The organism is Flavobacterium sp. SORGH_AS_0622, from assembly GCF_030818825.1.
Taxonomy (GTDB): Bacteria; Bacteroidota; Bacteroidia; order Flavobacteriales; family Flavobacteriaceae; genus Flavobacterium.
The window spans coordinates 2,783,796-2,809,867 of record NZ_JAUTAX010000001.1; the positions used below are offsets into that span (position 1 = coordinate 2,783,796).

The window sequence follows — 26,072 nt, forward strand, 5'->3', positions numbered from 1 at the left end:
TCTCACATCTCACATCTTACAGATAAAAAAATCTAACTCTTCTTCAACCCCACTTTATGTCCTGAAATCGCATAGTACAGGATAATAATATAGCAAGGAAGTAAAATCCAATATCCTTTTGTTGAGGCTGCTGCTGTTGCATTTACTTCGCTAATTCCCTGTGCAATAAGATCAGCTTTTGTTCCGTCTACAAATTTCCCATATAGAGGCGGAATAACTGCTCCTCCAGAAATTGCCATTACTAATAATGCAGCTCCTGTTTTCGTAAATTTTCCTAAACCGTTAAGTGTAAGAGGCCAGACTGCAGGCCACACTAATGCATTTGCGATTCCTAATCCAGCAACGAATAAAACAGAAGTAAATCCGCTAGAAAACACAATGCAGAATGACAATAAAATTCCTAAAACCGCACTCACTTTTAGAGCCAAAGCCTGCGTAATATATTTCGGAATCAAAAATGCTCCCAAAGCATAAGTAGCTACCATCGCTAATAAGGTAAATGTTGTAAAGAATTTGGCATCGGCTGCAGGAAATCCTAACGCGATTCCGTAAGCTATAATCGTATCACCAGCAATAACTTCTACTCCAACGTACATAAACAAAGTCAGTACTCCAAGCCAAAGATGCGGAAACTGAAAAATACTTGTTTTTGCTGTTTCTCCCTCTTTTGTTTCTTCGATTGGCGCGGCTTCAACATTTGGCAACGGTGCTTTACGAATCAGCAATCCTAAAATAAACAAAACCACTGCCATTGAAATGTAAGGAACTACAACACTGTCTGCCATATTATTTAGTAATATATTCTTTTCAGAAACGCTTACTACAGCCAGTTTTTCCTGAATTTCATCAATTCCTGACAATAAAATAGATCCGAAAATAAGCGACCCTAAAGCTCCAGCGATTTTATTACAAATTCCCATAATAGAAATTCTTTTTGCTGCGCTTTCAATTGGTCCTAAAATAGTGATATACGGATTAGATGCTGTTTGCAATAAAGTCATTCCAGCTCCCTGAATAAAAATTCCTGTAAGGAACATCCAATACGTTCTCGCTTCGGCTGCAGGAATAAAAATTAAGGCTCCGAAACCCATAATGAATAATCCCAAAGACATTCCTTTTTTATAGCCGATTTTAGCTAAAATATAAGAGGCAGGAAGTGCCATTACAACAAACGAAATATAAGATGCCGAGGCAACTAATAAAGACTGCGCTGAAGTTAATTCGTTAATTGTTTTCATAAACGGGATCAAAGCGCCGTTGATCCAAGTAACAAATCCAAAAATAAAAAACAGACTTGCTATTATTAAAATTGGAACTAATGTGGTTGGTTTGGTTTGTGAGGAGTTAGTGGTATTTGTATCAACCATTTTTATTTACGTTTTTGTGGTTTGATGATTTGTTGAATTGGAGAAAATCATCAGTAGTTAAAAGAAATTTTGTATGCCAAAAATTACTGACATATGGATAAAACAAAAGGAGAGTTACCTCTCCTTTTGAATTTTAAGTAAGGATTGTGTCGATCATTACTCACCAAATTAATTATTTTGTGTCCCACCAAAGTCTAGTTCCACCTGAATCTGCACCGCCTAATTTTGCGATACCATCATCAACTGCTTCTTTGTTAGAAGAATACTCATTTGTAGTATAAATGATTCTCTTCATTAGAGATTTTCCAACTCCTGGGTCTGGGTTATCTGTGTTTAATACAGGATAAATAACTTTAGCATCGCTTCTACGTAAATCTGCCCAAGCTTCCCAAGATTCTGGGAAAATTGCTAAGTATTTTTGAACTGCAATCTGTGTACGTTGATCAGCAGTAGATGTAGACCAAGCTACTGGCAATTTAACAGGGATATCTCTTAAGTCTAAAGCAGGATAAACTGTTAAGATATTTGGTAAAGTTGGCAATGATGAACCATTGATATATGCATCTACTTCAGCAGCATTTGTAATTCCCCATTGTGCTAGAGATAATCTAATACCTGTTTCATACAAAGTTTTAGCATCTCCGCCCATGTTCCATCCATTCAATGCACCTTCTGCTCTGCTTAAATAGTTTTCAGAAGCCATGAAGATTTCGATATTTTTAGTTTCACTAAGGTTGTTAGTGGCACCATTACCCATTACGTCATTATTGAAAGCAGAGAATTTAGTAGTTCCAAATTGATCTTCTAAACCTCCAACAGGGTTACCTCTATAAACTCCAGTATCGATTGGGGCAAACCATTTTGATAAACGTGGATCGTTGTATCCTACTAAGATACTTTCCATAGAAGCTGTCATTACATAACCCCAGCTATTTACAATCATGTTTAAATTGTTTGGAGTAATGTTACTTGCTTTAAAGAATGCACTTTGATCATTTGTCTGCATAACTCCTGCAGCTACAGCAGCTTCAGCTTGAGTTTTTGCTTTTCCTGGATCTTTATCCGAAATTCTTAAAGCTAAACGCAATCTCATACTGTTTCCAAAAATTCTCCATTTGTCAACACTTCCTGAATAAACTCTATCATTTGGGGCAAGAGAGGCTACAGATGCAGTAGAAGAAGAACTCAATACTGCGTTTGCTTCATCTAACAATTTAAAGAAATCTTCATAGATGAATTCTACGCTGTCATAAGGAACTTTTTCTTTACCATTACCTGCTTCAGTGTAAGGAATTGGTCCGTAAGCATCAACCATTTGGTTGTACATGAAAACTTTCCAAATTTTAAGAACTGCTAAAGCTTCAGCATTTCCTTCAGATGCTTTGAAAGCATTTGTCAAAGCTGGCGCAGCAACTGTATAAAATCTTGTCCATCCTCTTCCTTCATATCCGTTAACGAAAGCATTTCTTTCCGTTCCGTATCCACAATTTAAGTAGTGAATAAAAGTTGAAGATAAAATACCTGTTGCAATACCCCAAGTACCTTGATCATCTACACCTGGAGAAGAATAAGATCCGTTGTGGATACCTGCGTATAATGCAGATGCAAATGCAGGACCAGCAAGAGTTGGATCTAACTGACTTTCTGTAAGCGAATTTGGATCCGTATTTATTTCGTCGAAGTCCTTTGTACAACTAGAAAAAGTAGATAGCATCGCTACAGCGACTCCTAGTGTTTTTATTTTAAAACTATATTTCATGATATCTCTTTTTTAATTAAAATCCGAATTTAACATTAACTCCATAATCTCTAGTTGAAGGAATGTTGAAAGATTCTATCCCTTGTAAGTTACCTGTACCTGCTCCAGCTTCTGGATCAAAGTGTTCTGCTTTGTTTAAGAAGAAGAATAAGTTTCTACCCACTAAAGAGAAGTCAATACTTGAAAATCCTGAACTGCCTAATAAACGTTTTGGTAAAGAATAACCAAAAACAAGTTCTCTTAATCTGATGTTTGTAGCATCATAAATAAATGGTTCTGCAATTGGAGTTCTTTGCCCAATAGCTGTCCAGTATTGTTCTGCTGTAATACTTGTAGTATTTGGAGTGTATGTACCATTTCCTGCCGCAACAACACCATCTACAATTATTCCGCCTTCTCTTCCAGCAAGTGTAACATCACTTACCCCTAAACCAGCTTGTCTTGCTTGAGTGTATGAAATAACTTCTCCACCAATTCTAAAATCAACAAGGAAGCTTAAAGAGAAATCTTTGTATTTGAAATTATTTTTGAAACCTGCTGTCCAGTCTGGGTTAAAGTTTCCAGCACGAACATCGAAACCATTTGTTGCCAATGGAATACCAGCACTGTTTACAATAATATTTCCGTTTGGATCTCTTTGGAAACCTTTAATATATAAATCTCCGTATTCACCACCTTGAACAACTTTACTTCTAACTAAACGTCCTTCACCTAGAACTAACTCATCTCTTCCTTCAAAGATAGACTTAACTTTTGATTTATAAGAAGCATAGTTTGCTGTAATATCCCAAGTAAAGTTTGCAGTTTGAATTGGAGTTGCCGTAAGCGTAAGCTCAATACCTTTATTTTCAATATCTCCACCATTTACGATTGCTCTAGAATATCCAGAAGATTCAGGAGTGTTAATATAGAAAATCTGATTGTCTGTTAATGTATTGAAATATGTAAAATCTAAACCTAAACGGTTATTAAAGAATCTAACATCTGCACCAAACTCTGTAGAAGAAGAAATCTCAGGTTTTAAGTTTGGATTAGCTTTTGTGCTTTGTCCGTACAACATACCACCATTTCCTCCAATATATGAGAATCTTTGTTGTGTTTGGTATGGATCTGTATCGTTACCAACTTGTGCATAAGAACCTCTAATTTTTGCAAAGCTGATTACTTCTGGCAATGTAAACATATCAGAAAGAACTGCAGAAAGACCAAAAGATGGGTAGAAATAATCTGTTGGTAATGTAGAAGACCAGTCATTTCTAGCTGTTACGTCTAAGAATAAATAGTTTCTATAACCAATTTGACCAAATCCGTAAACTGAATTGATTCTTTTTTCTGAAGCAGTAGATGTAGATTGAACTGTCTGCACATTAGATAATGCGAAGAAGTTTCTTTTACTTAAAACACCACCAGAATTTAAAGCTGAACTATTTTGTTGCAATGAGTTTGCACCAGCATTAAGTCCGATAGAAAAATCACCAAATTTCTCATTGTAAGAAAGTAAAGCATCAACGTTTAATTCGCTCACTGTTTCATAAGACTCGCTGTATGAACCCATGTTGCTGTTAAATGCATTTGTTGCATATCTGTTTCTTACGTTTTTGTTAGTCATTTGATCTAAACCAGCTCTACCTTGTAAGCTTAACGTTTTTGTAAACTCATATTTAAGAGACGCTAAACCAATAAATCTATTTCTTTTATCTGTACGAGCATCATCTCTTAAAGCAGACCAAAATGGGTTTCCTCCTGGAGCTCCAGTTTCGTCAAGGAAATAGTTTACTTGTCTTTGTCCTGCAGCATCAAAATATTCGAAATTTTTGTAATCGTTGTATGCGATACTACGAGGTAATAAATATGCAGATGTACCAATAGACTCTTCACCAGTTCTCAATAAGTTATCAATATCTTGAACGATGTAGTTTGTTTTTACATCTAATGATAATTTATCAGAGATTTTGCTCGTCAATCTTAAGTTAAGATTGTGTCTATCCATTTGGTTTCCTCCAACGATACCTTCAGCACGTGTGTTGGTATAAGAGAAATAACCTTGCGCTTTTTCGTTACCAGCAGTTACAGTTAATGTATTTGCTAAGTTGTAACCTGTTTTGTAAAAATCAATAACGTTATTAGGCTGTGGAGAATAGCTTTGTGTAGCTGGTCCAGCATAATTTGGGTTACGAACTAACTGCCAGTTTGAAACTTGGCTTCCGTCTAATTTTCCTCCCCAGCTTGAAGATGAGTTTGGAACATACACTCCATTTGTACCTTGACCGTACTCGTTTTGTAAATTCATCAAGTTATAAGCTGAAGAAGCCATAAAGTTAGATGATAACGAAACTGAAGTTTTTCCTGCTTTACCAGATTTTGTTGTAATAACGATTACACCATTTGATGCTCTAGAACCATAAAGTGCTGCTGCAGAAGGTCCTTTAAGAACAGTCATCGAAGCAATATCTTCTGGGTTAATGTTAGAAATACCATCTGGCTGTGTAGTTCCTCCTGTATCAATATCAGGATTTGTTGTTGTTGTTCCGTTACTAATTGGCACACCATCTACTACATAAAGAGGCTGGTTGTTTCCATTAAGAGATCTGTTACCTCTTAAAGTAATTCTGGAAGAAGAACCAACACCATTTGAAGTAGTCGAGAAGTTAAGACCTGCAACTTTACCAGAAAGAGAGTTGGCAACGTTTAATGATCTAGCTTCAGAAAGTTCATCTACTGAAACGTTTTGTGCAGAATACGTAATGGCTTTTTTCTCTCTTTTAATACCAAGAGCCGTAACCACTACTTCTCCCAACTGCTGGGTGTCTGCACCTAAAGCTACATTAATAGTAGTTTGAGATCCTACAGCAACTTCTTTTGTAGCAGATCCTACATAAGTAAAAACTAAAACTGCTGATTGATTTGGAACACTAATGCTGTATTTACCATCAAAATCTGATGAAGCACTTGTTTTTGTTCCTTTAACAATAATATTTGCTCCAGGAATCGGAATTCCAGTAAGAGCATCTGTTATCGTTCCTTTTACTGTAGTCTGCGCTTCAAGGCTTTGGAATCCGAAAAGGCATATGACCAACAGTAATTTTAGTACGTTTTTAATCATATTAGTTGTTTTTTTAGAGTTAATAACATGTTAAATTTAAGAATACGTTTTGTTAACAATACATAATTTCGACAAATGACAATTTTGAAAAGGTGTTGGTGAAAGTTTCGCGTTTTATTGAAAGAAAACGTTTTCATTTGTAATCTAACTCTTCCTTATTTTAAAGGCCAAAATCTATTAATCTAATAGATTTTGGCCTTTTTCAATTGTATTCTTTTTTTTATCTAAAAAACGTTTAAAATTATTCTGCGTTTAAGCGATTTTAGTTCGAAACCTTAAATTTAGTTTTTAGTAAATCTGTCGAATTTCCGCCAACCATAACTTCGAAATCTCCAGGCTCTACAACGCTCTTCATTTCTCTGTTCCAGATAGATAACTCATCTGGTGTAAGTGTAAATTCAACATTTTTTATTTCTCCTTTTTTAATATTCAATCTTTTGAATCCTTTTAGCGTTTTTTCTGGAGTGGTAACAGAGCTGTAAACATCATTAATATATAATTGTACAACTTCATCTCCATCAAGATTTCCAATATTTTTAACATCAACAGAAACTTTCACTTCTCCATTAGGTTTGATTTCGTTTGCACTGATTTTTAAATTTGAATATTCAAACTTCGTATAACTCAATCCGAAACCGAATGAATATAAAGGATGTTCGCTTTCTGCTACATATTTATGTATCGCAGATGGTTTTTGGTTATAATATATAGGTAACTGCCCAACCGATTTTGGAACTGTTATTGGTAATCTTCCTGCTGGATTGTAATCTCCAAATAAAACATCTGCAACAGCTCTTCCTCCAAATTCTCCTGGGAACCATCCTTCAATTACCGCCGGAATATTTTCTGCAATCCAATTTGTAGAAAGCGGGCGACCATTTAATAATACACAAACTACTGGAGTTCCCGTTTTTTGAATCTCTTCGATCAATTGCTGTTGTATTCCAAATAAGTCTAAAGACGCAACGTCTCTGTTTTCTTCTACCAATTCGTTAGATTCTCCTAAAACCACAATGGCAACATCTGCTTTTTTAGCAGCTTCGATTGCAGGCTGTAAGTTTACTTTTTCTAAATTCCAACGGAAATGAGCTCTGGCACCCCAGCCTCCTTCCCACATTTCAATGCGGACTTTGTATTTTTTACCTTTTTCTATATTTTTTGGAACTGTAACCATGCTTGTCGCACCTTTAGTCCAGTTGTCAATTACCAATTGGTCATCGATATACATCCTGATTCCGTCATCAGAACTTAAACCTAACCATCCGTCAAGTGCCTGATCTGATTTTAAGAATCCTGTCCATCTAATAGAAAAATCATCCACATTTACACCGTCTCCAGGCGCCCAAGGCCAGTCGAACTCTAATTGACCGTCGATACGAGTCAATGCTGGAGCTCCTTCTAGATTTCTGTTATTGAAATATTCTCCTTTTAATCCGTTTTGAGATTCGTCTGGCGTAAATAAATATTTAGATGGAATAATTTGTCCTTTTACAATTAATGGAACTCCTTCTTCGTAAACTACATTGGCAGTTTTTCCAACAATTTGCTGTATACCTTCAAAAACTGTTGTTCCAACACTATTTTTAGGAGCATAACCTCCCATTCTTGAAGCGTTTGCATTTGGTCCTATAACGGCAATGTTTTTAATACTTTTACTCAACGGTAAAATATTATTGTCATTTTTCAGCAAAATCATTGATTTTTGAGCAGCTTCTAAAGCAACAGCTTGGTTTTCTTTAGTATGAAAACGCTCTTTAATCAGATTTTTATCTGTGTACGGATTTTCAAATAATCCTAATAAAAATTTCAAACGTAAAACTGCTCCCGCCGCACGGTCGATATTTTCCATTGTCAATTTCTTTTCATTTACCAATTCAATAACAGTATTTTGCCAGAACTCGTTTGAAAAATCATAAAACTGCATATCAACACCAGCAGAAACTGCTTCTCTAATAGCATCTTTTGGAGAATCAGCAACTTTGTGAGTCGTCTGAATGTATTTTATTGCTCCTAAATCTGAAACTACAAGACCTTTAAAACCCCATTCGTTTCTCAAAACATCCGTCAATAACCAATGGTTTGCTGCACAAGGAATTCCGTCCAATTCAGAATACGCACACATTGTTCCCAAAGCACCGCCTTTTGTAAATGCTTTTTGAAAAGATGGTAAATGGTCTTCTCTTGCAGAACGTTCTCCAACCAAAATAGGCGAAGAATTTCCTCCCGCCTGCGGAATACCATGAACGGCAAAGTGTTTAGGCTCTGCAATAATAGATCGATCCGATTTTAAATCATCTCCCTGTAATCCTTTAATGAATGCTAAACCAATTTCACTATTTAAAAATGCATCTTCTCCGAAAGTTTCAGCAACTCTTCCCCATCTTGGTTCGCGTCCTAAATCTAAGTTTGGACCAAAACCAAAATGAACTCCATGTGCTCTGGCTTCCATACCAATTACTTTACCAACTTTATCCATTACGGCAACATCCCAAGTTGCCCCAAGTCCGATGTTCATTGGGAAAGCCGTACTTCCTTCGTCTAAATAACCGTGAAGCATTTCACACATAATAAGCGCCGGAATTCCCCAACGGTTTCCTTTGATTACATTGGTTTGCAAATCGTTGATCATTTTCGCTGAACGCGGATAAAGATCATGAATAGCTCCAATTCCTAATTTTCCAATTTTTTCTGCCGATTTAGCTTTGGCAAAATCTTCTTTATCTTTAAAAAAATCTCCTCTATACATATCCATCTGACGTACTTTTTCTTCAAGTGTCATACGGCTTAACAAGTCTTTTACTCTGTCTTCAACAGGTGTTTTTGCATCCTGATATGGAAACTTTTTCTGGGCATGGGTTTGGTTAAAAAAACCAACAGCCATTACAAAAATAATGGCCGTTTTCTTCATTCTTAATTGTAACATAGTTGTGTTGTGTTTAGTTTTGAATCACTTTTAGCTTTGTTCCATTCACAAAATCGTCGTGCGAAATAAAAAAGCTGTTAAGTGTTTTTCCGTTTAGCTCAATCGAATTGATTTTCCCGTCATTATTGATTTGTCTTTCAATTACAATACTCTCTTTTTTATAATATCTTGGATCTAATTTAATAGTCACTCTATGAAACATTGGCGCAGTAATGGTGTAAATTGGATCTCCTGGCGATATTGGATAAATTCCCATCATCGAATAAACTAACCAGGCCGACATTGTTCCTGTATCGTCATTTCCAGGTAATCCTTTTGGCTCATTTTTGAAATATTCGCGAACCAATTTCTTTACCATTTCCTGAGCTTTATACTCCTCACCTTTCACATAATTGAATAAATAAGGATTGGCAATGTCTGGTTCGTTTGCCATATCAAATTGTTTTATATCAAAGATTTTCTGCAATTGCGCCGAAAAAGCTTGATCACCACCCATTAATTTCTTTAATCCGTTAATATCGTGCGGAACCATAAATGCATACTGCCAGGCGTTTCCTTCGATAAAGCCAACATTTTCTTCAAAATTAGCTCCAGAAGCAGGATCAAATGGCTCGTACCATTTTCCGTCAGCCGTTCTTGGACGAAGCAGATTTAAGTTTTTATCAAATAATTTTCTGTAGGATAATGAACGTTCTTTAAAACGTTTTACATTGTCTTTGTCTCCAAATTCGTTGGCCATAAGCGAAATAGCATAATCTGAAATATTGTATTCCTGAGTGGTCGAAACTGGACCTTTATTGTCGGTTGTTAAATAGCCTTTTTTGATGTAATCTTTCAATCCTGGACGAAGCGGATTATTTTCAATATTATCTGCGCCTTTCAACATCGCATAATAGGCTTTATTAACATCATAATCACGAACTCCTCTCATATAAGTATCTGTAATTACAATACTTGCAGGGTCTCCAACCATGGTAAAAGTTTCAGTCGAATTCAATTCCCATTTGGGTAACCAGCCGTTTTCATCAAACATAGTCAACATGCTTTTTACCATATCAGATTGCTGTTTTGGATAAACCAAAGACATCAATGGATGTACATTTCGGTACGTATCCCATAAAGAAAATACGGTATAACGGGTGTCATCGGTTTTAGCAATTTTACTTCTTTTGATTACGGGATATTGTCCGTTAATATCATTTAAAATATTGGGATGAATTAAAGTGTGATATAAAGCTGTGTAGAAAATCGTATTGTCATCTTTTGAACCACCTTCAACTAAAATTTTAGACAATTCTTCATTCCATTCGTTGTAGGTTTCTTTGTAAATTGCATCAAAAGATCTGTTACCTACTTCTTTTGCTAAATTTTCACGGGCATTTTCGATACTTACGTACGAAATTCCGATCTTCACTTCAACTGTTTCTTCTTTTTCGAATTTATAAGTAAAATAACTTCCAATACTATCACCTACAACAGTTTTGATTGTATTCTCCATTATTCTAGCTTTTCCGTTGTAACCCATCCATTGTGCTTCAACACCGTTGTATTTTGAAGTTTTTTTCCAAACACCAAATTTAGCCGCAGGTTTCGAAAATTGAGCTACAAAGTAAACTGGATATGCATCTTCTGGACTGTTATAACAAAAGGATCCAACAGATCGCATTCCTTCAATTTCTGTAGAAGAAACTACTTTTACCATTGCACCTTCTTCGTTTGTTAATCCCAATCCAAGATTTAATAAAATATTAGATTGCCCTTTCGGGAAAGTAAATCTGCTTACTCCCACTCGTTTTGAAGCTGTAAACTCTCCTTTTACTTTATACTTATCGATGTTTACGCTATAATAGCCTGCCTTAGCTACTTCATTAGAATAAGTAGAACCGTATTTTAAATGATCGATTTCTACTGCTCCAGTCGTTGGCATCAATAAAATAACGCCCAATTCTGGACAGCCAACACCGCTTAAATTCACTTGACTAAATCCTGTCAAAAAGGTATTCTCATTCACATACGGATTCGAAAGCCATTGACTGTCCTTTTCCATCGGTGTACCTTTCACTCCCGCCACATTAAACGGACTAATACTTGCCATTCCGCGTGGTGCAATTGGTCCTGGATAAGCCGCCCCATAATTGGAAGTCCCAATAAACGGATTTACAAAATCAGCAGGCTGTTGCGCAAAAATTGTTATGCTAAAAAACAGCATGTATAAAATACATGCTGTCTTAAATTTATTTTTAGTATTTAAAACCATAGGCTTTGTTCTTATCTGTTGATCGCTTCAATTTTTAAAGTCCAAGCTTCTTTTGCAGGAAGATTGTTTCTTAAACTTTCTGGAATAATTACTTTAAATCCGTTTCCTTCTTTTGTCCATTTTAAAGAAGTTTTAGAACCTAACATGGTAATTTTTGTTCCTTTTTTAGGACTGATAGATTTTACAGTAACTTCAGCAGGAATTTTATCTTCCCCGTCTTTAGCTAAATAAAATGCAAATACATTACCCGCTTTATTTTGTGTAAAACAAATGTTTTCTTCTTTGTAAGGTTCGATTGGTTTTGTGTTGTAAATCGCTGTGCTGTTTACTTTCATCCAATCACCGTAAGCCTGCAATAAATCGTAAGCCCCTTTATCCCATTCTCCTTCTGGACTTGGCGCAATATTTAATAATAAGTTTCCGCCTTTTGCCACAATGTCAACTAACATGTGAATACCTTGTCTTCCAGTCATGTAAGTAGCGCCTGGAGAATAAGACCATCCACCGCCTGCTGGAATACAAGATTCCCAAGGATAAGGCAAAGTCTTAGCAGGAACACGTCCTTCTGGAGTTAAATAGTTTTGGTTTTTACCGTGAACTGCTCTATCCACCACAATTAAACCTGGTTGTTTTGCACGTGCTTTTGCAACCAATTCGTCCATTTTTGGATCTTGATCTACAACTCTGTGTTTGATGAAACCGTTTTTAGATTCGTTTTCAGTAAATTTCTCGTCATAGTTTTCTTTGATGTTTACTTGATCTCTTTTACGAACCCATCCTCCGTCTAACCAAAGAATATCCACTTTACCATAATTAGTCAAAATTTCTAAAATCTGGTTGTGTGTAAAGTCAACATATTTCTGCCATTTTTCTGGATACAAAGACGGATCGTAGTTTACGTTTCTGTCAAATGGTGGAAAATAAGGATCCCAGTAGTTTTCATTATGCCAATCTGGCTTTGAGAAATAAGCTCCAGTTGAAATACCTTCCCCTCTAAAAGAGTTGAAAATCTCTTTTAAAACATCTGCTTTTGGATTTGTATGGAAAGGAACATCTTTACTAGTTATCTTGTAATCAGAATATTTAGTGTCATACATATTAAATCCGTCATGGTGTTTTGTTGTAAAAACCATGTATTTCATTCCAGCATATTTCGCTGCTTTTGCCCATTTTTCTGGATCAAATTTTACAGGATTAAATGTTTTTCTTAACCCTTCGTAATCTTTTATATAATCATTATAATTAGATGGATTACTTCCTTTTTTACGTTCACACCATCCGTAATCTTCAGGACAAATAGACCAAGATTCTACAATACCCCATTGGCTGTAAGTTCCCCAGTGCATTAGCAGACCAAATTTTTTGCCTTGCCATTCATCTAAGTTTTTTAATACTGCCGGATCTGTTTCTGGTACGTATCTTTCATCTTCATATATCGCCTGCGCGAATATCTGAGCTGAAAATAAAAGGGCGATAATGAATATTCCTCTTTTCATCTTTAATCTAATTTATAATTTATTATTCTTTGTTTTTAGTTTAATAGGTAATCTTAATTTAATTTTTCAAGTATAGGCTGATCTGTAAAAGTCAATTCTGTTTTGCTATTTTCATTAAGCTGCTCCAATACAACAACCTTATTCTCGCCTGCTTTCAACCAACAACCTGGTACATAAAGCGTTTGCTGCGGTCCAACTTTCCAGTAACGTCCAAGATTGTGTCCGTTAACAAATACAATTCCTTTTCCCCAACCTGTCATATCCAGAAAAGTATCAGCAGGTTTATCTATGCTTACAGTAGATTCATATAAGACGGGACGTCCAGGTTTTATCGTTTCATTTTTAACAGCTGGAACTTCATTCATTGGCATTTTATACATTTCCCATCCGCCGCTAATTTCAAATTCATTTAAATATACTGGAGTAATAATTCCTTTAGTATTATGTACGATTTCGGCACCGTAGTTAATGCGCCCCATATTTTCAACTAGAATTTCTAAAATACCGTTAAAAGGAATCGTAACTGTCAACTCGTAGTTTTTGAAAACTCTATTCAACTCACCTGCTTTAACCCCGTTTACATAAACTGTAGCAAAGTCTCTCAATCCTTCAATTTTTAATTTACCAGAAATAGGCTGCGTAAATCTTTTTCGATACAAAACATATCCATGTCCTTGACCTAATTTTTCAAATGTTAAAGGCTGGTCATTTACAACTGGTTTTTCTTTTTTTATCCAACTTAAAACATCCATGCTTGATTTGATAGCCTGATTAGGATATTTTGCAACTGGTATTTTGGCTGGAATTGAGGCTAATTTTGTTTTAGAATACTTTTGCATTACTTCACGTATAGCCATAAATTTTGGTGTTGCCCAACCTGCTTCGCTAATAGGAGCATCATAATCATAGCTTGTAATATCTGGCTGAATATCCATTTCTTCATTATAATTTGCCCCGGAGGTAAATCCAAAATTAGTACCGCCGTGTACCATATAATAATTAAAAGAAACACCTGCATCAAGGTACTTTTTAGTTTGACTTGCAATCTCCTCAGATCCAATTTTAATAAATGGTTCTGCCCAATGATCCAACCAGCCAGAATAAAACTCTGCGACCATGTAAGGCCCTTGTCCGTTATGGTATTTATCAACCTGTTTTTTTAAATTTTCTATATTGGATTCCCCATTTGCAGTCGGTAACGCGCCTTCTACCATACCACCTTCAAACAACCAGGCACCGTCAGAAGTAAAAAAAGGCTCTGGAAATCCTGTTTGTTTAAGTATATTGTAAATTGCAGTTTTGTAGGCTTTATGATCCTCAGCACTAATATCGGTTCTTTGAGAAACATAAGAACCAAATTCATTTTCAGCCTGAACCATAATAATAGGTCCGCCTTGATTAGCAAAAAGTCCTTTTACCTCTCCATACAAATGTTCTAGATACGTTTTACAAGCGTCTAAAAATGCTTTGTTATTGGTACGAATTACTAAATCTGGATTATTTTGCAGCCACCAAGGGTATCCTCCAAATTCCCATTCGCCACATGCATACGGACCTGGTCTAAGAATGACATATAATCCTTCACTTTTAGCTATACTTAAAAATTCTGCTAAATCTCTATTTCCTGTTTTAAAATCCCATACACCTGGTGCTACTTCGTGATAATTCCAAAATACATAAGTAGCCACGGTATTCATTCCCATAGCTTTAAGCATTTGCAGCCTATGTCTCCAATACTCTTTAGGAATACGTGCATAATGCATTTCTCCCGAATGTATTTTAATTATCTTCCCGTCTTGCTGAAATTCTCCCTTAGATATAGAAAATCCTTTGGTTTGTGCCTTAGTAAAAAACGGCATCAAGCAAATCAATAATATCCCGAGCTTAAATAGTACCTTCTTCATTTTTTTAATAATTAATCAATTAAAATTTCATCGACAAACAACCAAGAGCTTTCTCCTTTTGGACTTTTCTTTAAGTTGCCTGCAATAACTTTTACAAAACGTGCATTTTGTTTTTGGAAATTGATTTTGAAATCTTTCAATTCTGGAACAGCATTTACTGTATAAGGGCGAATAATTTTGCCAACCTGCGTGTATTTAATTCCATCTGTAGAAATCAACACTTTAACTTGAATTGGGAAATTAACTCCTGCTCCTTGACTTTCTAAAGCTCCAACTTTTACTTGCTCGATACTTTCTACTTTTTCTAAGTCGATAACCAATTCCATATCGTTGACTAACCAAGCCTGCCATTGTCCGTCATGGAAATTTTTACTTCCCCTGATCGTGTTTACCATGGTATTGGCATCACCTTTATAATTCGAATTGTAAGGGGTCAAGTATTTCACTTTTTTCGAAAATGCTTTATGGAAAACAATCGTATCTGTATATGTTTTTCCAACTGGCTTGTCATCTTGGAATAAAGAAGCTTTTAAAACCGTTGTTTCTTTTATTGCAATTGGGCTTGTATATTTTATAGCATGGTGATCAATGGTCTGGTTTCCTAAAACATAACGAATGTCTGGATTAGGAAACTCGTTTTTCAATTCTACCTTAATCTGTTTATTAGCTAAATCAGCTGTAGAAGAAGCCGTTACCAAATAAGCGCTTTTCGCATAATTGATTCCTAAATAATCGTAACGTTTTAATAATGAAAACAATCTTGTTGTGAAATCATTCCAATTGCGTTTCTCTTTCGAACTCCATAAAGTTTCTGATAATGCTGCCAATCTTGGGAAAATCATGTATTCAGAATCTTTTGGCAACGCTAAATGTTCTGCCCACAAATTCGCTTGTCCTCCTAAAACGTGTCCCGCTTCCTGAGGTGTCATTGTTGAAACTACAGGATCAAATTTGTACACTTCACTTAATGGATTATAAGCATCAAAAGCTAAAGGTTCTTCGTTTTGCGGACCTTGGTAAAAGTTGAAATAACAAGGAGATTCTGGTGTCATAATTACGTCATGACCTTGATCTGCAGCTTCGATTCCGCCTTTCATTCCTCTCCAGCTCATTACCGTTGCATCTGGAGCCAAACCGCCTTCTAAAATTTCATCCCAGCCGATAACTCTTTTACCTTTTGAGTTGATGTATTTTTCCATACGTTTTACAAAGTAGCTTTGCAACTCGTTGACATCTTTTAGTTTCTCGTCTTTGATTCTTTTTTGGCAGTGCGGACATTTTGCCCAATTGGTTTTGCGTCGCCTCATCGCCACCAATATGAATATATTTTGATGGGAAAATAGTAATTACTTCATCAATTACATTTTGCAAAAATTCAAACGTAGTTTCTTTTCCTGCACAATAGATATCAGTCAAAGGCCAAACTCCGCCTGACGGAACACCAATTCTCTGATTAAAACAAGCCAATTCCGGATAAGCTGCAATCGCACTGCTTACGTGCGCCGGCATTTCGATTTCAGGAATAATTTCAATTCCTTTTGTCGAAGCATATTTTACGATTTCTCTTAATTCATCTTGCGTAAAGAAGCCACCGTAGGTTCCTTTTTCGTCAGGATTTGTCGTTAATCTCGCATTCCAGCTAGTGTTTTCTTGATCAACTCTCCAAGCCCCAACTTCAGTTAGTTTTGGATATTTTTTAATTTCAATTCTCCAACCTTGATCGTCAACCAAATGCAAATGTAAAACGTTCATTTTATGCATTGCCAAACGATCGATTGTCGCTAAAATGTAATTTTTATCAAAGAAATGACGTGATAAATCTAACATTAAACCTCTCCATTTAAAACGTGGTTCATCGTTAATCGTTAAGCTTGGAATCTGCCATTTCGCAGAAGTGATTGCATATTTGCTTTCAATCGCTTCAGGAAGTAATTGCCTAACACTTTCTAATCCATATAGAAAACCAACATTTCCTTTTGCAGAAATAACAATACTCGTCGGATTTACATCTAAAACGTAAGCTTCATTTTTTAAATTAGGATCTACTTTAAACTGCACAAAATTGCTTACCGGAGCTTTAGTTGTCGTCTCTGGTTTCCATCCTGCAGCTACTTCAAATTTAGAAGCTAAAGCATTTGCAGCATCTCTTTGGAAATCGCCATTTACTACAAACTTGGTATCTTTTGTAAATTCAAAAACACCAGTTTTAATAAAAGTCTGACTCGGTTTCGGAATAATGTTAATATCACTTTCTGTGTAAACTTTCTGCGCATGAGCCGAGAAAATTGAAGCGGTTAGGGTTAATAGGAATAATAATTTTTTCATTCTTTGTTTTTTGGTTTCTCTAATTGTTTGTTCAAACATTTAAAGATGTAGTTTTTAGATTTAGTTTGTCATTTCGACTGAAAGGAGAAATCGCAATAGAAACTCCTCACAGAATGTCGCCAATCTTTGTCGAATCCCGAGTGTGATTCCTCGTTCCTCGGAATGACAAACTGTTGTTTGAAACTTTAATAAAGTTCTAAACTTGACAATTATTTATCCCAAGACATTTTAAATTTCGCATCTTCCATTCTGTGACCTTTTACATCATCAGAAACGGCAAAATTAAATCCAGATCTTAGACTATAACCAGAATATTCTCCGTTTTTATTCAAAGCAATAAAACCAACTTGCAGGTATTCCATGTCTTTGTGGTTTTTATGTTTGTTGTAAATACGTTCTGTAATTTCTTTACAAGCATCGTAAGGCGATTTTCCCTGACGCATTAGTTCTACAACCATTGCACTTCCTGCAGTTCTAATTACGGCTTCGCCTAAACCAGTTGCTGCGGCCGCTCCTACTTCGTTATCCAAGAAAAGACCCGCGCCGATTATTGGGGAGTCACCGACGCGTCCGTGCATTTTCCAAGCTGCACCGCTCGTGGTACATCCGCCAGAAAGATTGCCTTCTTGGTCTAACATTAGCATACTGATGGTATCGTGATTTTCTATATTAATAACTGGTTTGTATTTCGAATCTTCCAGCCATTTTTTCCAGTCTTTCTCCGATTCTGGAGTCAATAAATTTTCTTCTTTAAAACCTTCAGATAACGCGAATTGCAAAGCGCCTTGTCCCGCCAACATTACGTGAGGCGTATTTTGCAAGACCCTTTTCGCAACAGAAATGGGATGTTTGATTCCTTGCAGAAAGCAAACAGAACCGCAGTTGCTGTTATGATCCATAATACAGGCATCAAGAGTAACTTTCCCTTCGCGGTCTGGATATCCTCCGTAACCTACGCTGCGGACAGTCGGATCGGCTTCAGGTATTTTCATTCCAGCTTCGATGGCATCTAAAGCTGATTTTCCTTCTTTTAAATTTTTCCAAGATTCTTTATTAGCAGGCAGACCATGATTCCATGTCGAGATGATGATTGGTTTAGTCTGTTTTTTTTCTTTTGATTCAGCTTCTGGTTCATTTTCGTGATTTGCAGCAAATCCGCTTACGCCCAAAACAGAACTTATGGCTAAAGTGCCTAAAGTTGTTTTCTTGATAAAATCTCTTCTATTTGACATGTGGTTTATTTTTGGTTCAACTCTAAGAAACTAAGTTTTCTTAATGTTGCTAAATTAATCAGTAATAATTTTTAATCCCAGTAAAATCGACTATAACGACGCTTTTACTGACTTAATTGTTTTTAAATTACTCTCTGATAAAGCATTTCCGTCAAAAAATGAAACTCCTGTAGCACCATTTTTCTTCGCTTCTAGAATCGCTTCTTTCAATTCTGCATCCGATTTTAAACCTGGAATGTAGATTCCTGTATTCACTTTCGTTGGTTTTCCTTCTAGATCTGCTACGCCTTGTTTTGTTGCATAACCTACCCAGTCAATTTCTTCATCATAAAAACTATGATAAATCATTGGATACACTTCGTCAATATTCCATTTATCCCAACGCTGACGAACCATGTGATCTGCCATTTCTGGATAAGGAAATACTGCTGCCGTCAATTTTTTATTGTATTTGTGAGCAATTTTGTATGCGTCGTCAACCACAGCTTTTACCGCATTTAATCTGAAATTTTTCCATTCCATATCAATTGAGGTATTGTGGCTATTTTTTGGATTTTTATGATGTTCTTTTTCGAATTTGCTTACACAGGCATCGCAATAACAGAAATCAAATTGTGGTAATTCTGTATCTTGAACCAAGTTGTATTTTGGCAATAAACTGATTGGCAGGAAAATATCTGGGAAGCGAATGTAATCTAAATGTACACTTTCGATTCCTTCTACTTTTGCCAAACCTTCAACCAAGCCCAAAACGTGATTTCTAGATTCTTCTTTAGTTGGGCAAAGCCATTGGTAATAATCTACATATGGACGATTGTCGAAGCAAGATTTTCCTTCTTTACTTACTTGATACCAATCTGGATGCTGTAACGCTACAGAGTCATTCGGGCGGTTCATTGCCATGATCCAAGCGTGTACTTTTAGTCCTTCTTTTGCTGCAAGCGGAACTAATCTTGCTAATAGTTTCGGATCTGTTTGCGTGTTAATTAAAACTTCATCGATTCCGCCGTCTTTGTATTTTTTGAATTCTTTCGAATAATCTGCATCCGATTTTTTAGCGTCAGCAGTGGTCCAAACACCAAAAGTGAATTTACCATTTTCCTGATCTTTGGCTTCTTTTTGTCCGCAAGAGAATAAACTCAGCGATAGCGCAAGAACTAAAACTTTTGATAGTTTTTGAATGCTATTCATTCGTAATAATTTTACCATCTTCTTTAATTATTAAGGTTTTGTTTGAAAAAGGACTCTTTACCAAGATATTAAATCCTGATGAATGATTTTCTAAAACTGGTTTTAAAGTCTTTCCGTCAACAACAATATTTTTTTTACTGATATTCTGAAGGGATTTTGCCCAGGTTTTATTCTTGTCAAAATATCTTTTTTGAGCTCTGTATAAAGTATACAATTCCCATTTTACTTTTTCTTCCTGCGGAATTATGAATTTATCTTCGCTTTCTTTTGAAGAAAAGTATACATAAGCCCATTTTTCGGGCTCATGCATATTGATGACTCCCATAGGCGACCAAACCCAATTGTATTCTGGGAGAAACTTTCCTTCTGAATCTTTTTTTCGTTCGTACTTTCCGTCAACAACAGAATGCTGCCAATTTACTCGAGAGAAATTGACTTTCCAGAATTTATCTTTAGGAACAATATTATCGTGATAAGATGTTTTATAAACAGACCATGGAATGGCAATTTCTAATGTCCAGCCTTTATCAATATCTGATGCATTGTTTAAAGTTCCATCTACTTTTACAGCCGATTTTAAACCATCGATATTCCAATCGTTTAAAACGGTATTTTTTTCGCGGTAAGGTTTATTGATAAATAAATCCCAAGCGGTGTTTAATGCATTTATTTCTAATTCATAATAATTGTGAGTATCATTATCTGGATCAATAAAAACCTCAAAATCATTATTATAGAAAATAATAGTATCACGCTGTCTAAGATTTGCCAAAACATGAGGCTCTTCCATCTTAGCCAGAATATAGTAGTAATTATCGTCCCAGAGCATTTTAACCTGAGTTTTGTATTTTGGAGTTTCAACACCTTCTATGTCGACAAAAGGTGTTGTCCAAGCTGCTTTTTCCCAAGCTTTATCTGCTTCATCGCCGTCAATAACAATTTCTTTTGACGTTTTATACGCAATATAACTTTTTGGTGTAACCTCTTTTTCAGATTGCGAATACCCTATCAAACCAACAAAAAAAACGGCAAGGGACAATAATTTACCTCTACTATGCATCTTTATATTATAAACTATTATCTTTTGTAAACTGAATTACTTCACTTAATTTTCCGAAGGCGATCGCTACATGAGTATCTGCAGCACCGTAATAAACTGCTAATTTATCTTCTTCAAAATCGTGTAAAGCAGCACATGGGAAAACTACATTTGGTACATCTCCAACCATTTCATACGTTTCTGCAGGTCCTAATAAATACGGCTGTGTTCTGTATTTTACTTGATCTGGCGCGTCTGTTTCTAATAATGCTGAACCCATTGCATAACGGAAACCGTTGCAGGTATTGATAACTCCGTGGTAAATCATTAACCAACCTTCGTCAGTTAAAATCGGAATTGGTCCTGCACCCACTTTTGTACACTGCCAAGCACTTTTTTCAAATGGAGATGGTTTCATCACTAATCTGTGTTCTCCCCAATATTTCATATCTGGGCTGTAGCTAATCCAGATATCTCCAAAAGGAGTGTGTCCATTATCACTTGGACGACTTAACATGGCATATTTTCCGTTGATTTTTTGCGGGAATAAAACTCCGTTTCTGTTGAATGGTAAAAAAGCATTTTCGCATTGGAAAAATTCTTTAAAATCAAAAGTATAACCAATACCAATTGTTGGTCCGTTGTAACCATTACACCAAGTAATCCAGTAACGATCTTCGATCCAAACCACACGAGGATCGTATTTATAAGCAGATTCGATCATTTCTGTATTTCCAGATTTCATTTCAATTGGTTCGTGATTAATATCCCAATTGATACCGTCTTTACTGAAACCAGCAAAAATATTCATCTGAACTGCTTTATTATCACATCTAAAAACCCCAGCATATCCGTCTCCAAAAGGTACAACTGCACTATTGAATATACTGTTTGAAGAAGGAATCGAATATCTGTCGATAATTGGATTCTCAGAATATCTCCACATTACATCTTTACTGTTTTCGGGTCTGTCTTGCCAAGGAATAGTACTCATTTTTTTGTTTTTTTTATTTATTAGTTTTTTTTATTCTTTACTTAAACACATAAAATCATAGCTTTTTGGAGCGTACAAAAGGCATTTCACTTGTTTTAACAAACATAGCTTTGCGGACAATCTTACGTTCCTGTAGTTGAAACCACGGGTTATGTTCAAAGCTATGTGTTAGAAACTAGTTTCTTTATACGCTCTTTTCAAAGTCAAAAAAATCTATGTTTCTATGTGTTTAAAAATATTTCAAAATTCTTACCTCTAGAATCTCGCTTTTCCCTCTATTATCTTATTTCTATTATCTTGCTTCTTGCTTCTATTATCTTGCTTCTATTATCTACTCTTCTATCTTCCTAACTCGATCCAGCCAAGTAAACTTCAATATTGTAGTCGTAACTAAAAAGACAACTAATGCAACCGCCGCTTTTGGATAATCTCTGATGATGAAATAAATCGGAAGCAGAATCATGCTTGACTGCCACACAATTCCGATTACACAGTTCATCATATCTAGATAGAAATCATTATTTTTTTGGAAAGATTGATCTTCCGCTTTTAATTGTTTGTAAACTGGATTCCAGAATCCCCAAGGTCTAACATTGCTGTAGAAAGATTTCAGCACTTCCATATCTGTTGGCTTGCTTAAATAGGTTCCTAAAAGACAACCTAATATCGAAAATCCGAAAATTAATGGGAATAAGTAAATCGATGGTACTTGTGAAAGATCGTGCAAGAATGTTCCCGCTGTTAAATTTCCTTTATTCTGATCCAAAACAAACTGAAGAGAAGCTGCAACAAGTCCGCCGACCATTCCCCAGAAATAACCCCATCCGTTAAAACGCCACCAAATCCATTTTAAGAAGTTCGCTGCAACGTAACCTCCGTACAAAGCACTTGTAATCCACAGCGTTAAAGAGTTGATAGAATCTGCAAAGAATCCCATGAAAACTCCAAGTCCAACAACTAAGAAAGAAGAAATCTGACTTACCTTAATATAATGTGCATTTGATGCAACTGGTTTGAAGTATTTTTTATAAATATCATTTACAATATATGCAGGACCTGCGTTTACGAAAGCTGAAAAACCAGACATAAAAGCAGCTAATAAACCTGCTAAAAGAATTCCTTTAATTCCAACTGGGATATAAAGATTCACCACTTTTGGCATTAATAATTCTAAATCTGCTCCTGTAAGATTAACATTTGCATTTAATTCTGGCGCAAGATTTACTAAAGCAATAACCACAATTCCAGTGATTAATAAATATCTCGGAATGAATAAAATTAAGTTGGTAAAACCACTCATGTAAGCTGCTTCTTTTACTGATTTAGTAGAAAGAACACGCTGTAAATCGTAACTTGGTGTTGGACCTGCGACACTTGCAAAGAATCCTTTGAAAAGCGTCATTCCGATGAAAGCACCAAACATTTTGTAACCTTCTGTATTAATTAATCGGTTAAAAGTTTCAAATTTATCACCCCATTGTGTTTCAAATTCCCATCCGAAGAAAACATTTTTCCATTCTGGAGTAATTACGGAATTGATTTGAATATCAGTATAATTAATGAATGCGTAACCTGCGATTAGAACTCCGGCAACAATCATAATAATATATTGCACGACTTCTGTTGCCACTACTGAAAACATTCCGCCTTTTACGGTATAAATCGTAGTTAAGAAAATGATTAACAATGCATAAGCTTGTTCTGATGTTAAGAAAACACCACCGTTCATGTGAACTGTTAAATCCCAAGGAAGAATAATGGTTACAAATTTTCCAATTCCAACGAAGAAATAAGCGATGAAACCAATCGTAGAAATAATAGCAAAAATGGCTACAATAATATGAGAAGCTTTTCCTGCTTTATCGCTTCCAAAACGAGTTAAAATCCATTCAGAGCCCGTCATTACTTTCGATCTTCTAATCCAGACTGCGAGGAACATCATGACGAAAATCTGATTCCAAATCGGCCAAAGCCACATAAACATGAAACTTTTTACGCCATATAAAAATAAAACTCCAATCATCCAGGAAGTTCCTGAAACATCAAACATTCCTGAGCCATTGCTCAATCCTAAAAAATACCATTTGATAGATTTCCCGCCAAGGAAATAATCGTCAAGCCCTTTTGATGCTTTTCTTGAAATCCAGATTCCTATACCGACCGACATTACGATATAGATTAAAATGATTGATACGTCTATAATGTTCATTAAATATTTATTTTGAATTAGTTAGTCAAACCCCAGTTTTTGTTTGGCTGTGCTCCCATTACAAAATGAAGTACGCCGCCTTTTAGCATTTCTTGGTGTGAAATCGCTGTTTTATTAAATGCTTTTCCGTTTAAAGTAGCCGATTGGATATAGAAATTTTTTCTTGAAACATTCTCTGCTTCAATTACAAAAGTTTTCCCGTTTGGAAGATTTAAAGTTGATTTCTCGAAAATCGGACTTCCAATTTCGTATTCACCAGAAGCTGGATTCATTGGGTATAATCCCATTGAGCTGAATACATACCAAGCCGACATTTGGCCGCAGTCTTCGTTTCCGCTTAGACCATTTGCAGTGGTGTTGTATTGCGTATCTAAAATATGACGCACCCAATATTGCGTTCTCCAAGGCTGACCTGCGCGATTAAACATATAAGCAATGTGGTGACTTGGCTCGTTACCATGTGCATATTGTCCGATCAAACCAGAAATATCAGCAGAAACATTGTTTCCTGTAATCTCAGAACTCTCTGTAAATAATTGTTCTAATCGTTTTGTAAATACAGCATTTCCGCCATGAAGCTTAATAAATTCGTCAACATTGTGAGGTACAAACCAGCTGTGCTGCCACGCATTTCCTTCTGTATAATCGGTATGTTCCCTGTGGTTAGAGTGTTTTGGGTCGAAAGGCTCGTTCCAAGATTTTCCATCTTCCGATTTTCCTCTCATAAAACCAGATTTCGCATCAAATAAATATTCGTAAGCCTTTGCACGTTTAGAGAAAAACTCATAATCAGCTGTTTTTCCTAGAGCTTTCGCCATTTGCGCCACGCACCAATCATCATAAGCATATTCTAAAGTAATGGTAACCGATTCGTCTAATAAATTATAAGGAATGTAACCGTATTTTTTGTAGAAATTTAAGCCGCGTTCATCCTGCATCATTGTGACTTTCATTGCTTCAAATGCTTTTTCAGCATCAAAACCTTTAATACCTTTCATATAAGCATCTGCAATAACTGGAATAGAGTGATATCCTGTCATTGTATTGGTTTCATTAGCATACAAAGTCCAAACTGGTAATATTTTTTTGGTTTCGTAATACGCTAACATTGAGTTAACCATATCGGAAACTCTGTTTGGATCTAATATTGTAAGTAATGGATTTTCAGCTCTAAACGTATCCCAAAGTGATAAAGTAGAATAAGCGGTATAATTTTTTGAAGTTACAATTTTGTCATCTTCAGTTCTAAATTGTCCGTTTTTATCACTGTACGTAACTGGCGCAACTTGAGCGTGATACAAAGCGGTGTAGAATATAGTTTTTAAAGAATCAATTGGAGTTTCTACAGAAATTCTGCTTAAGGCTTTATTCCAAACTGCAGAAGCTTCTGTTTTTACTTCTTCGAATTCCTGATCTTTATCTAAATTGTCTTTCGCATTAGCGATACTAACTGAAGAAAGTGCCACTTTTACACCTAATTCTTTAGAATTTTTAGGATCGAAGAATAATTGCAAAGCTGTATTTTCACCTTCTGCATTTTTAGCATTAACAACTTTTTTATCAACAGTAATAATAGATTCTGTGATTGGTTTTGAAAATTTAGCCACAAAAAATACTTTCTGATTTTTTGCCCAGCCTGTACTGTAACGGAAACCGCTGATGGTATTGGCATCTTCAATTGTAATAGAAGTTTTTACTGCTTTGTCCCAATTAATAGTGAAACCAAGATCTACAATAACTGATTGTGTATTGGTATCATTAAAAGTATATTTATGGTATGCGGTTCTTTGCGTAGACGTTAATTCTACATTGATTTTAGGATCTTTAAGAAAAACTTGGTAATAACCCGGTACTGCTTTTTCGTTAACATGATTATATTTTGATTTATACGGAAGGAAATCGCGTGAAGCGGCTTTGGCGGTTAAGTCTAACTTTTTGTTTGTCGGCATAAATAAAATATCTGCCAAATCACCGATTCCTGTTCCGCTTAAGTGTAAGTGACTAAATCCAGAAACTATTGAGTCAGAATAATGATAACCTGAGCACCAGTCCCAGCTTGAAATTCCATTATCAGGACTCACTTGCAGCATCCCAAACGGAACTGTTGCGCCTGGATACGTATGTCCGTGACCGCCAGTACCTATAAAAGGATCTACATAATTTGCTGCAAAACTTTGCTGATGTTTATTTTTATCTACATTTATTTTGCAACTTGCAGTAAAAATTACCGTCAGAGAAAGCAGAGTAATTTTCCTCATATCAAAACAATATTA

The 26,072-nt window shown here is 35.7% G+C and carries 15 protein-coding genes; all 15 read right to left on the bottom strand.

The features are described from left to right. Positions 1 to 32: 32 nt before the first annotated feature. The gene (locus QE431_RS12105; protein WP_307296158.1) at positions 33 to 1,367 is read right to left on the bottom strand and encodes a sugar MFS transporter; all 1,335 of its coding nucleotides are present in this window, start codon (positions 1,365 to 1,367) and stop codon (positions 33 to 35) included. 172 nt (positions 1,368 to 1,539) lie between these two features. Further along, positions 1,540 to 3,126, bottom strand: a complete 1,587-nt coding sequence (locus QE431_RS12110) for a SusD/RagB family nutrient-binding outer membrane lipoprotein (protein WP_307296161.1) — start codon at positions 3,124 to 3,126, stop codon at positions 1,540 to 1,542. A gap of 16 nt (positions 3,127 to 3,142) precedes the next feature. Beyond that, the gene (locus tag QE431_RS12115; protein ID WP_134142124.1) at positions 3,143 to 6,229 is read right to left on the bottom strand and encodes a SusC/RagA family TonB-linked outer membrane protein; all 3,087 of its coding nucleotides are present in this window, start codon (positions 6,227 to 6,229) and stop codon (positions 3,143 to 3,145) included. 262 nt (positions 6,230 to 6,491) lie between these two features. Continuing rightward, positions 6,492 to 9,152 carry a glycoside hydrolase family 3 protein gene (locus tag QE431_RS12120; protein WP_307296166.1) on the bottom strand — a complete coding sequence of 887 codons (2,661 nt, stop codon included), beginning with the start codon at positions 9,150 to 9,152 and terminating at the stop codon, positions 6,492 to 6,494. Between the two features lie 13 nt (positions 9,153 to 9,165). Further along, positions 9,166 to 11,409 (bottom strand): GH92 family glycosyl hydrolase, encoded by a 2,244-nt coding sequence (locus QE431_RS12125; protein WP_307296167.1) that lies wholly within the window; start codon positions 11,407 to 11,409, stop codon positions 9,166 to 9,168. Between the two features lie 11 nt (positions 11,410 to 11,420). Next, positions 11,421 to 12,905, bottom strand: coding sequence for an alpha-L-fucosidase (locus QE431_RS12130; RefSeq protein WP_248727148.1), 1,485 nt, complete (start codon positions 12,903 to 12,905; stop codon positions 11,421 to 11,423). Positions 12,906 to 12,958: 53 nt separating this feature from the next. Further along, positions 12,959 to 14,809, bottom strand: coding sequence for a beta-galactosidase family protein (locus QE431_RS12135; RefSeq protein ID WP_307296173.1), 1,851 nt, complete (start codon positions 14,807 to 14,809; stop codon positions 12,959 to 12,961). Between the two features lie 11 nt (positions 14,810 to 14,820). Further along, a complete protein-coding gene (locus QE431_RS12140) occupies positions 14,821 to 16,008 on the bottom strand; it encodes a family 20 glycosylhydrolase (protein WP_373428904.1) in 1,188 nt (395 codons plus the stop codon). Further along, positions 15,980 to 17,134 (bottom strand): beta-N-acetylhexosaminidase, encoded by a 1,155-nt coding sequence (locus QE431_RS12145; protein WP_307296176.1) that lies wholly within the window; start codon positions 17,132 to 17,134, stop codon positions 15,980 to 15,982. The genes QE431_RS12140 and QE431_RS12145 overlap by 29 nt, the downstream gene beginning before the upstream one ends. 209 nt (positions 17,135 to 17,343) lie before the next feature. Next, on the bottom strand, positions 17,344 to 18,366 hold the full coding sequence (locus QE431_RS12150) for an isoaspartyl peptidase/L-asparaginase family protein (RefSeq protein WP_307296177.1): 1,023 nt from the start codon (positions 18,364 to 18,366) through the stop codon (positions 17,344 to 17,346). A 90-nt stretch (positions 18,367 to 18,456) separates the two neighbouring features. Further along, positions 18,457 to 19,557, bottom strand: a complete 1,101-nt coding sequence (locus QE431_RS12155; RefSeq protein ID WP_307296179.1) for a putative glycoside hydrolase — start codon at positions 19,555 to 19,557, stop codon at positions 18,457 to 18,459. Then, positions 19,550 to 20,617: a carbohydrate-binding family 9-like protein gene (locus QE431_RS12160; protein WP_307296180.1), complete on the bottom strand. Its 1,068-nt coding sequence runs from the start codon at positions 20,615 to 20,617 to the stop codon at positions 19,550 to 19,552. Before QE431_RS12160 ends, QE431_RS12155 begins: the two co-directional genes overlap by 8 nt. A 7-nt stretch (positions 20,618 to 20,624) precedes the next feature. Next, positions 20,625 to 21,590, bottom strand: coding sequence for a glycoside hydrolase family 130 protein (locus tag QE431_RS12165; protein ID WP_248727154.1), 966 nt, complete (start codon positions 21,588 to 21,590; stop codon positions 20,625 to 20,627). A 331-nt stretch (positions 21,591 to 21,921) separates the two neighbouring features. Beyond that, complete coding sequence (locus QE431_RS12170; RefSeq protein ID WP_307296187.1) at positions 21,922 to 23,799, bottom strand: sodium:solute symporter family protein; 1,878 nt, start codon at positions 23,797 to 23,799, stop codon at positions 21,922 to 21,924. Between the two features lie 17 nt (positions 23,800 to 23,816). After that, positions 23,817 to 26,057 carry a GH92 family glycosyl hydrolase gene (locus QE431_RS12175; protein WP_307296190.1) on the bottom strand — a complete coding sequence of 747 codons (2,241 nt, stop codon included), beginning with the start codon at positions 26,055 to 26,057 and terminating at the stop codon, positions 23,817 to 23,819. Between the last annotated feature and the right edge of the window lie 15 nt (positions 26,058 to 26,072).

What these genes read in the sequence shown, in the direction of transcription:
- QE431_RS12110 (WP_307296161.1), bottom strand. Translation starts at nt 3,126, where the DNA reads ATGAAATATAGTTTTAAAATAAAAACACTAGGAGTCGCTGTAGCGATG.
- QE431_RS12150 (WP_307296177.1), bottom strand. Translation starts at nt 18,366, where the DNA reads ATGTCAAATAGAAGAGATTTTATCAAGAAAACAACTTTAGGCACTTTA.
- QE431_RS12175 (WP_307296190.1), bottom strand. Translation starts at nt 26,057, where the DNA reads ATGAGGAAAATTACTCTGCTTTCTCTGACGGTAATTTTTACTGCAAGT.
- QE431_RS12135 (WP_307296173.1), bottom strand. Translation starts at nt 14,809, where the DNA reads ATGAAGAAGGTACTATTTAAGCTCGGGATATTATTGATTTGCTTGATG.
- QE431_RS12155 (WP_307296179.1), bottom strand. Translation starts at nt 19,557, where the DNA reads ATGAATAGCATTCAAAAACTATCAAAAGTTTTAGTTCTTGCGCTATCG.
- QE431_RS12115 (WP_134142124.1), bottom strand. Translation starts at nt 6,229, where the DNA reads ATGATTAAAAACGTACTAAAATTACTGTTGGTCATATGCCTTTTCGGA.
- QE431_RS12165 (WP_248727154.1), bottom strand. Translation starts at nt 21,590, where the DNA reads ATGAGTACTATTCCTTGGCAAGACAGACCCGAAAACAGTAAAGATGTA.
- QE431_RS12120 (WP_307296166.1), bottom strand. Translation starts at nt 9,152, where the DNA reads ATGTTACAATTAAGAATGAAGAAAACGGCCATTATTTTTGTAATGGCT.
- QE431_RS12130 (WP_248727148.1), bottom strand. Translation starts at nt 12,905, where the DNA reads ATGAAAAGAGGAATATTCATTATCGCCCTTTTATTTTCAGCTCAGATA.
- QE431_RS12105 (WP_307296158.1), bottom strand. Translation starts at nt 1,367, where the DNA reads ATGGTTGATACAAATACCACTAACTCCTCACAAACCAAACCAACCACA.
- QE431_RS12160 (WP_307296180.1), bottom strand. Translation starts at nt 20,617, where the DNA reads ATGCATAGTAGAGGTAAATTATTGTCCCTTGCCGTTTTTTTTGTTGGT.
- QE431_RS12125 (WP_307296167.1), bottom strand. Translation starts at nt 11,409, where the DNA reads ATGGTTTTAAATACTAAAAATAAATTTAAGACAGCATGTATTTTATAC.
- QE431_RS12170 (WP_307296187.1), bottom strand. Translation starts at nt 23,799, where the DNA reads ATGAACATTATAGACGTATCAATCATTTTAATCTATATCGTAATGTCG.
- QE431_RS12140 (WP_373428904.1), bottom strand. Translation starts at nt 16,008, where the DNA reads ATGGAAAAATACATCAACTCAAAAGGTAAAAGAGTTATCGGCTGGGAT.
- QE431_RS12145 (WP_307296176.1), bottom strand. Translation starts at nt 17,134, where the DNA reads ATGAAAAAATTATTATTCCTATTAACCCTAACCGCTTCAATTTTCTCG.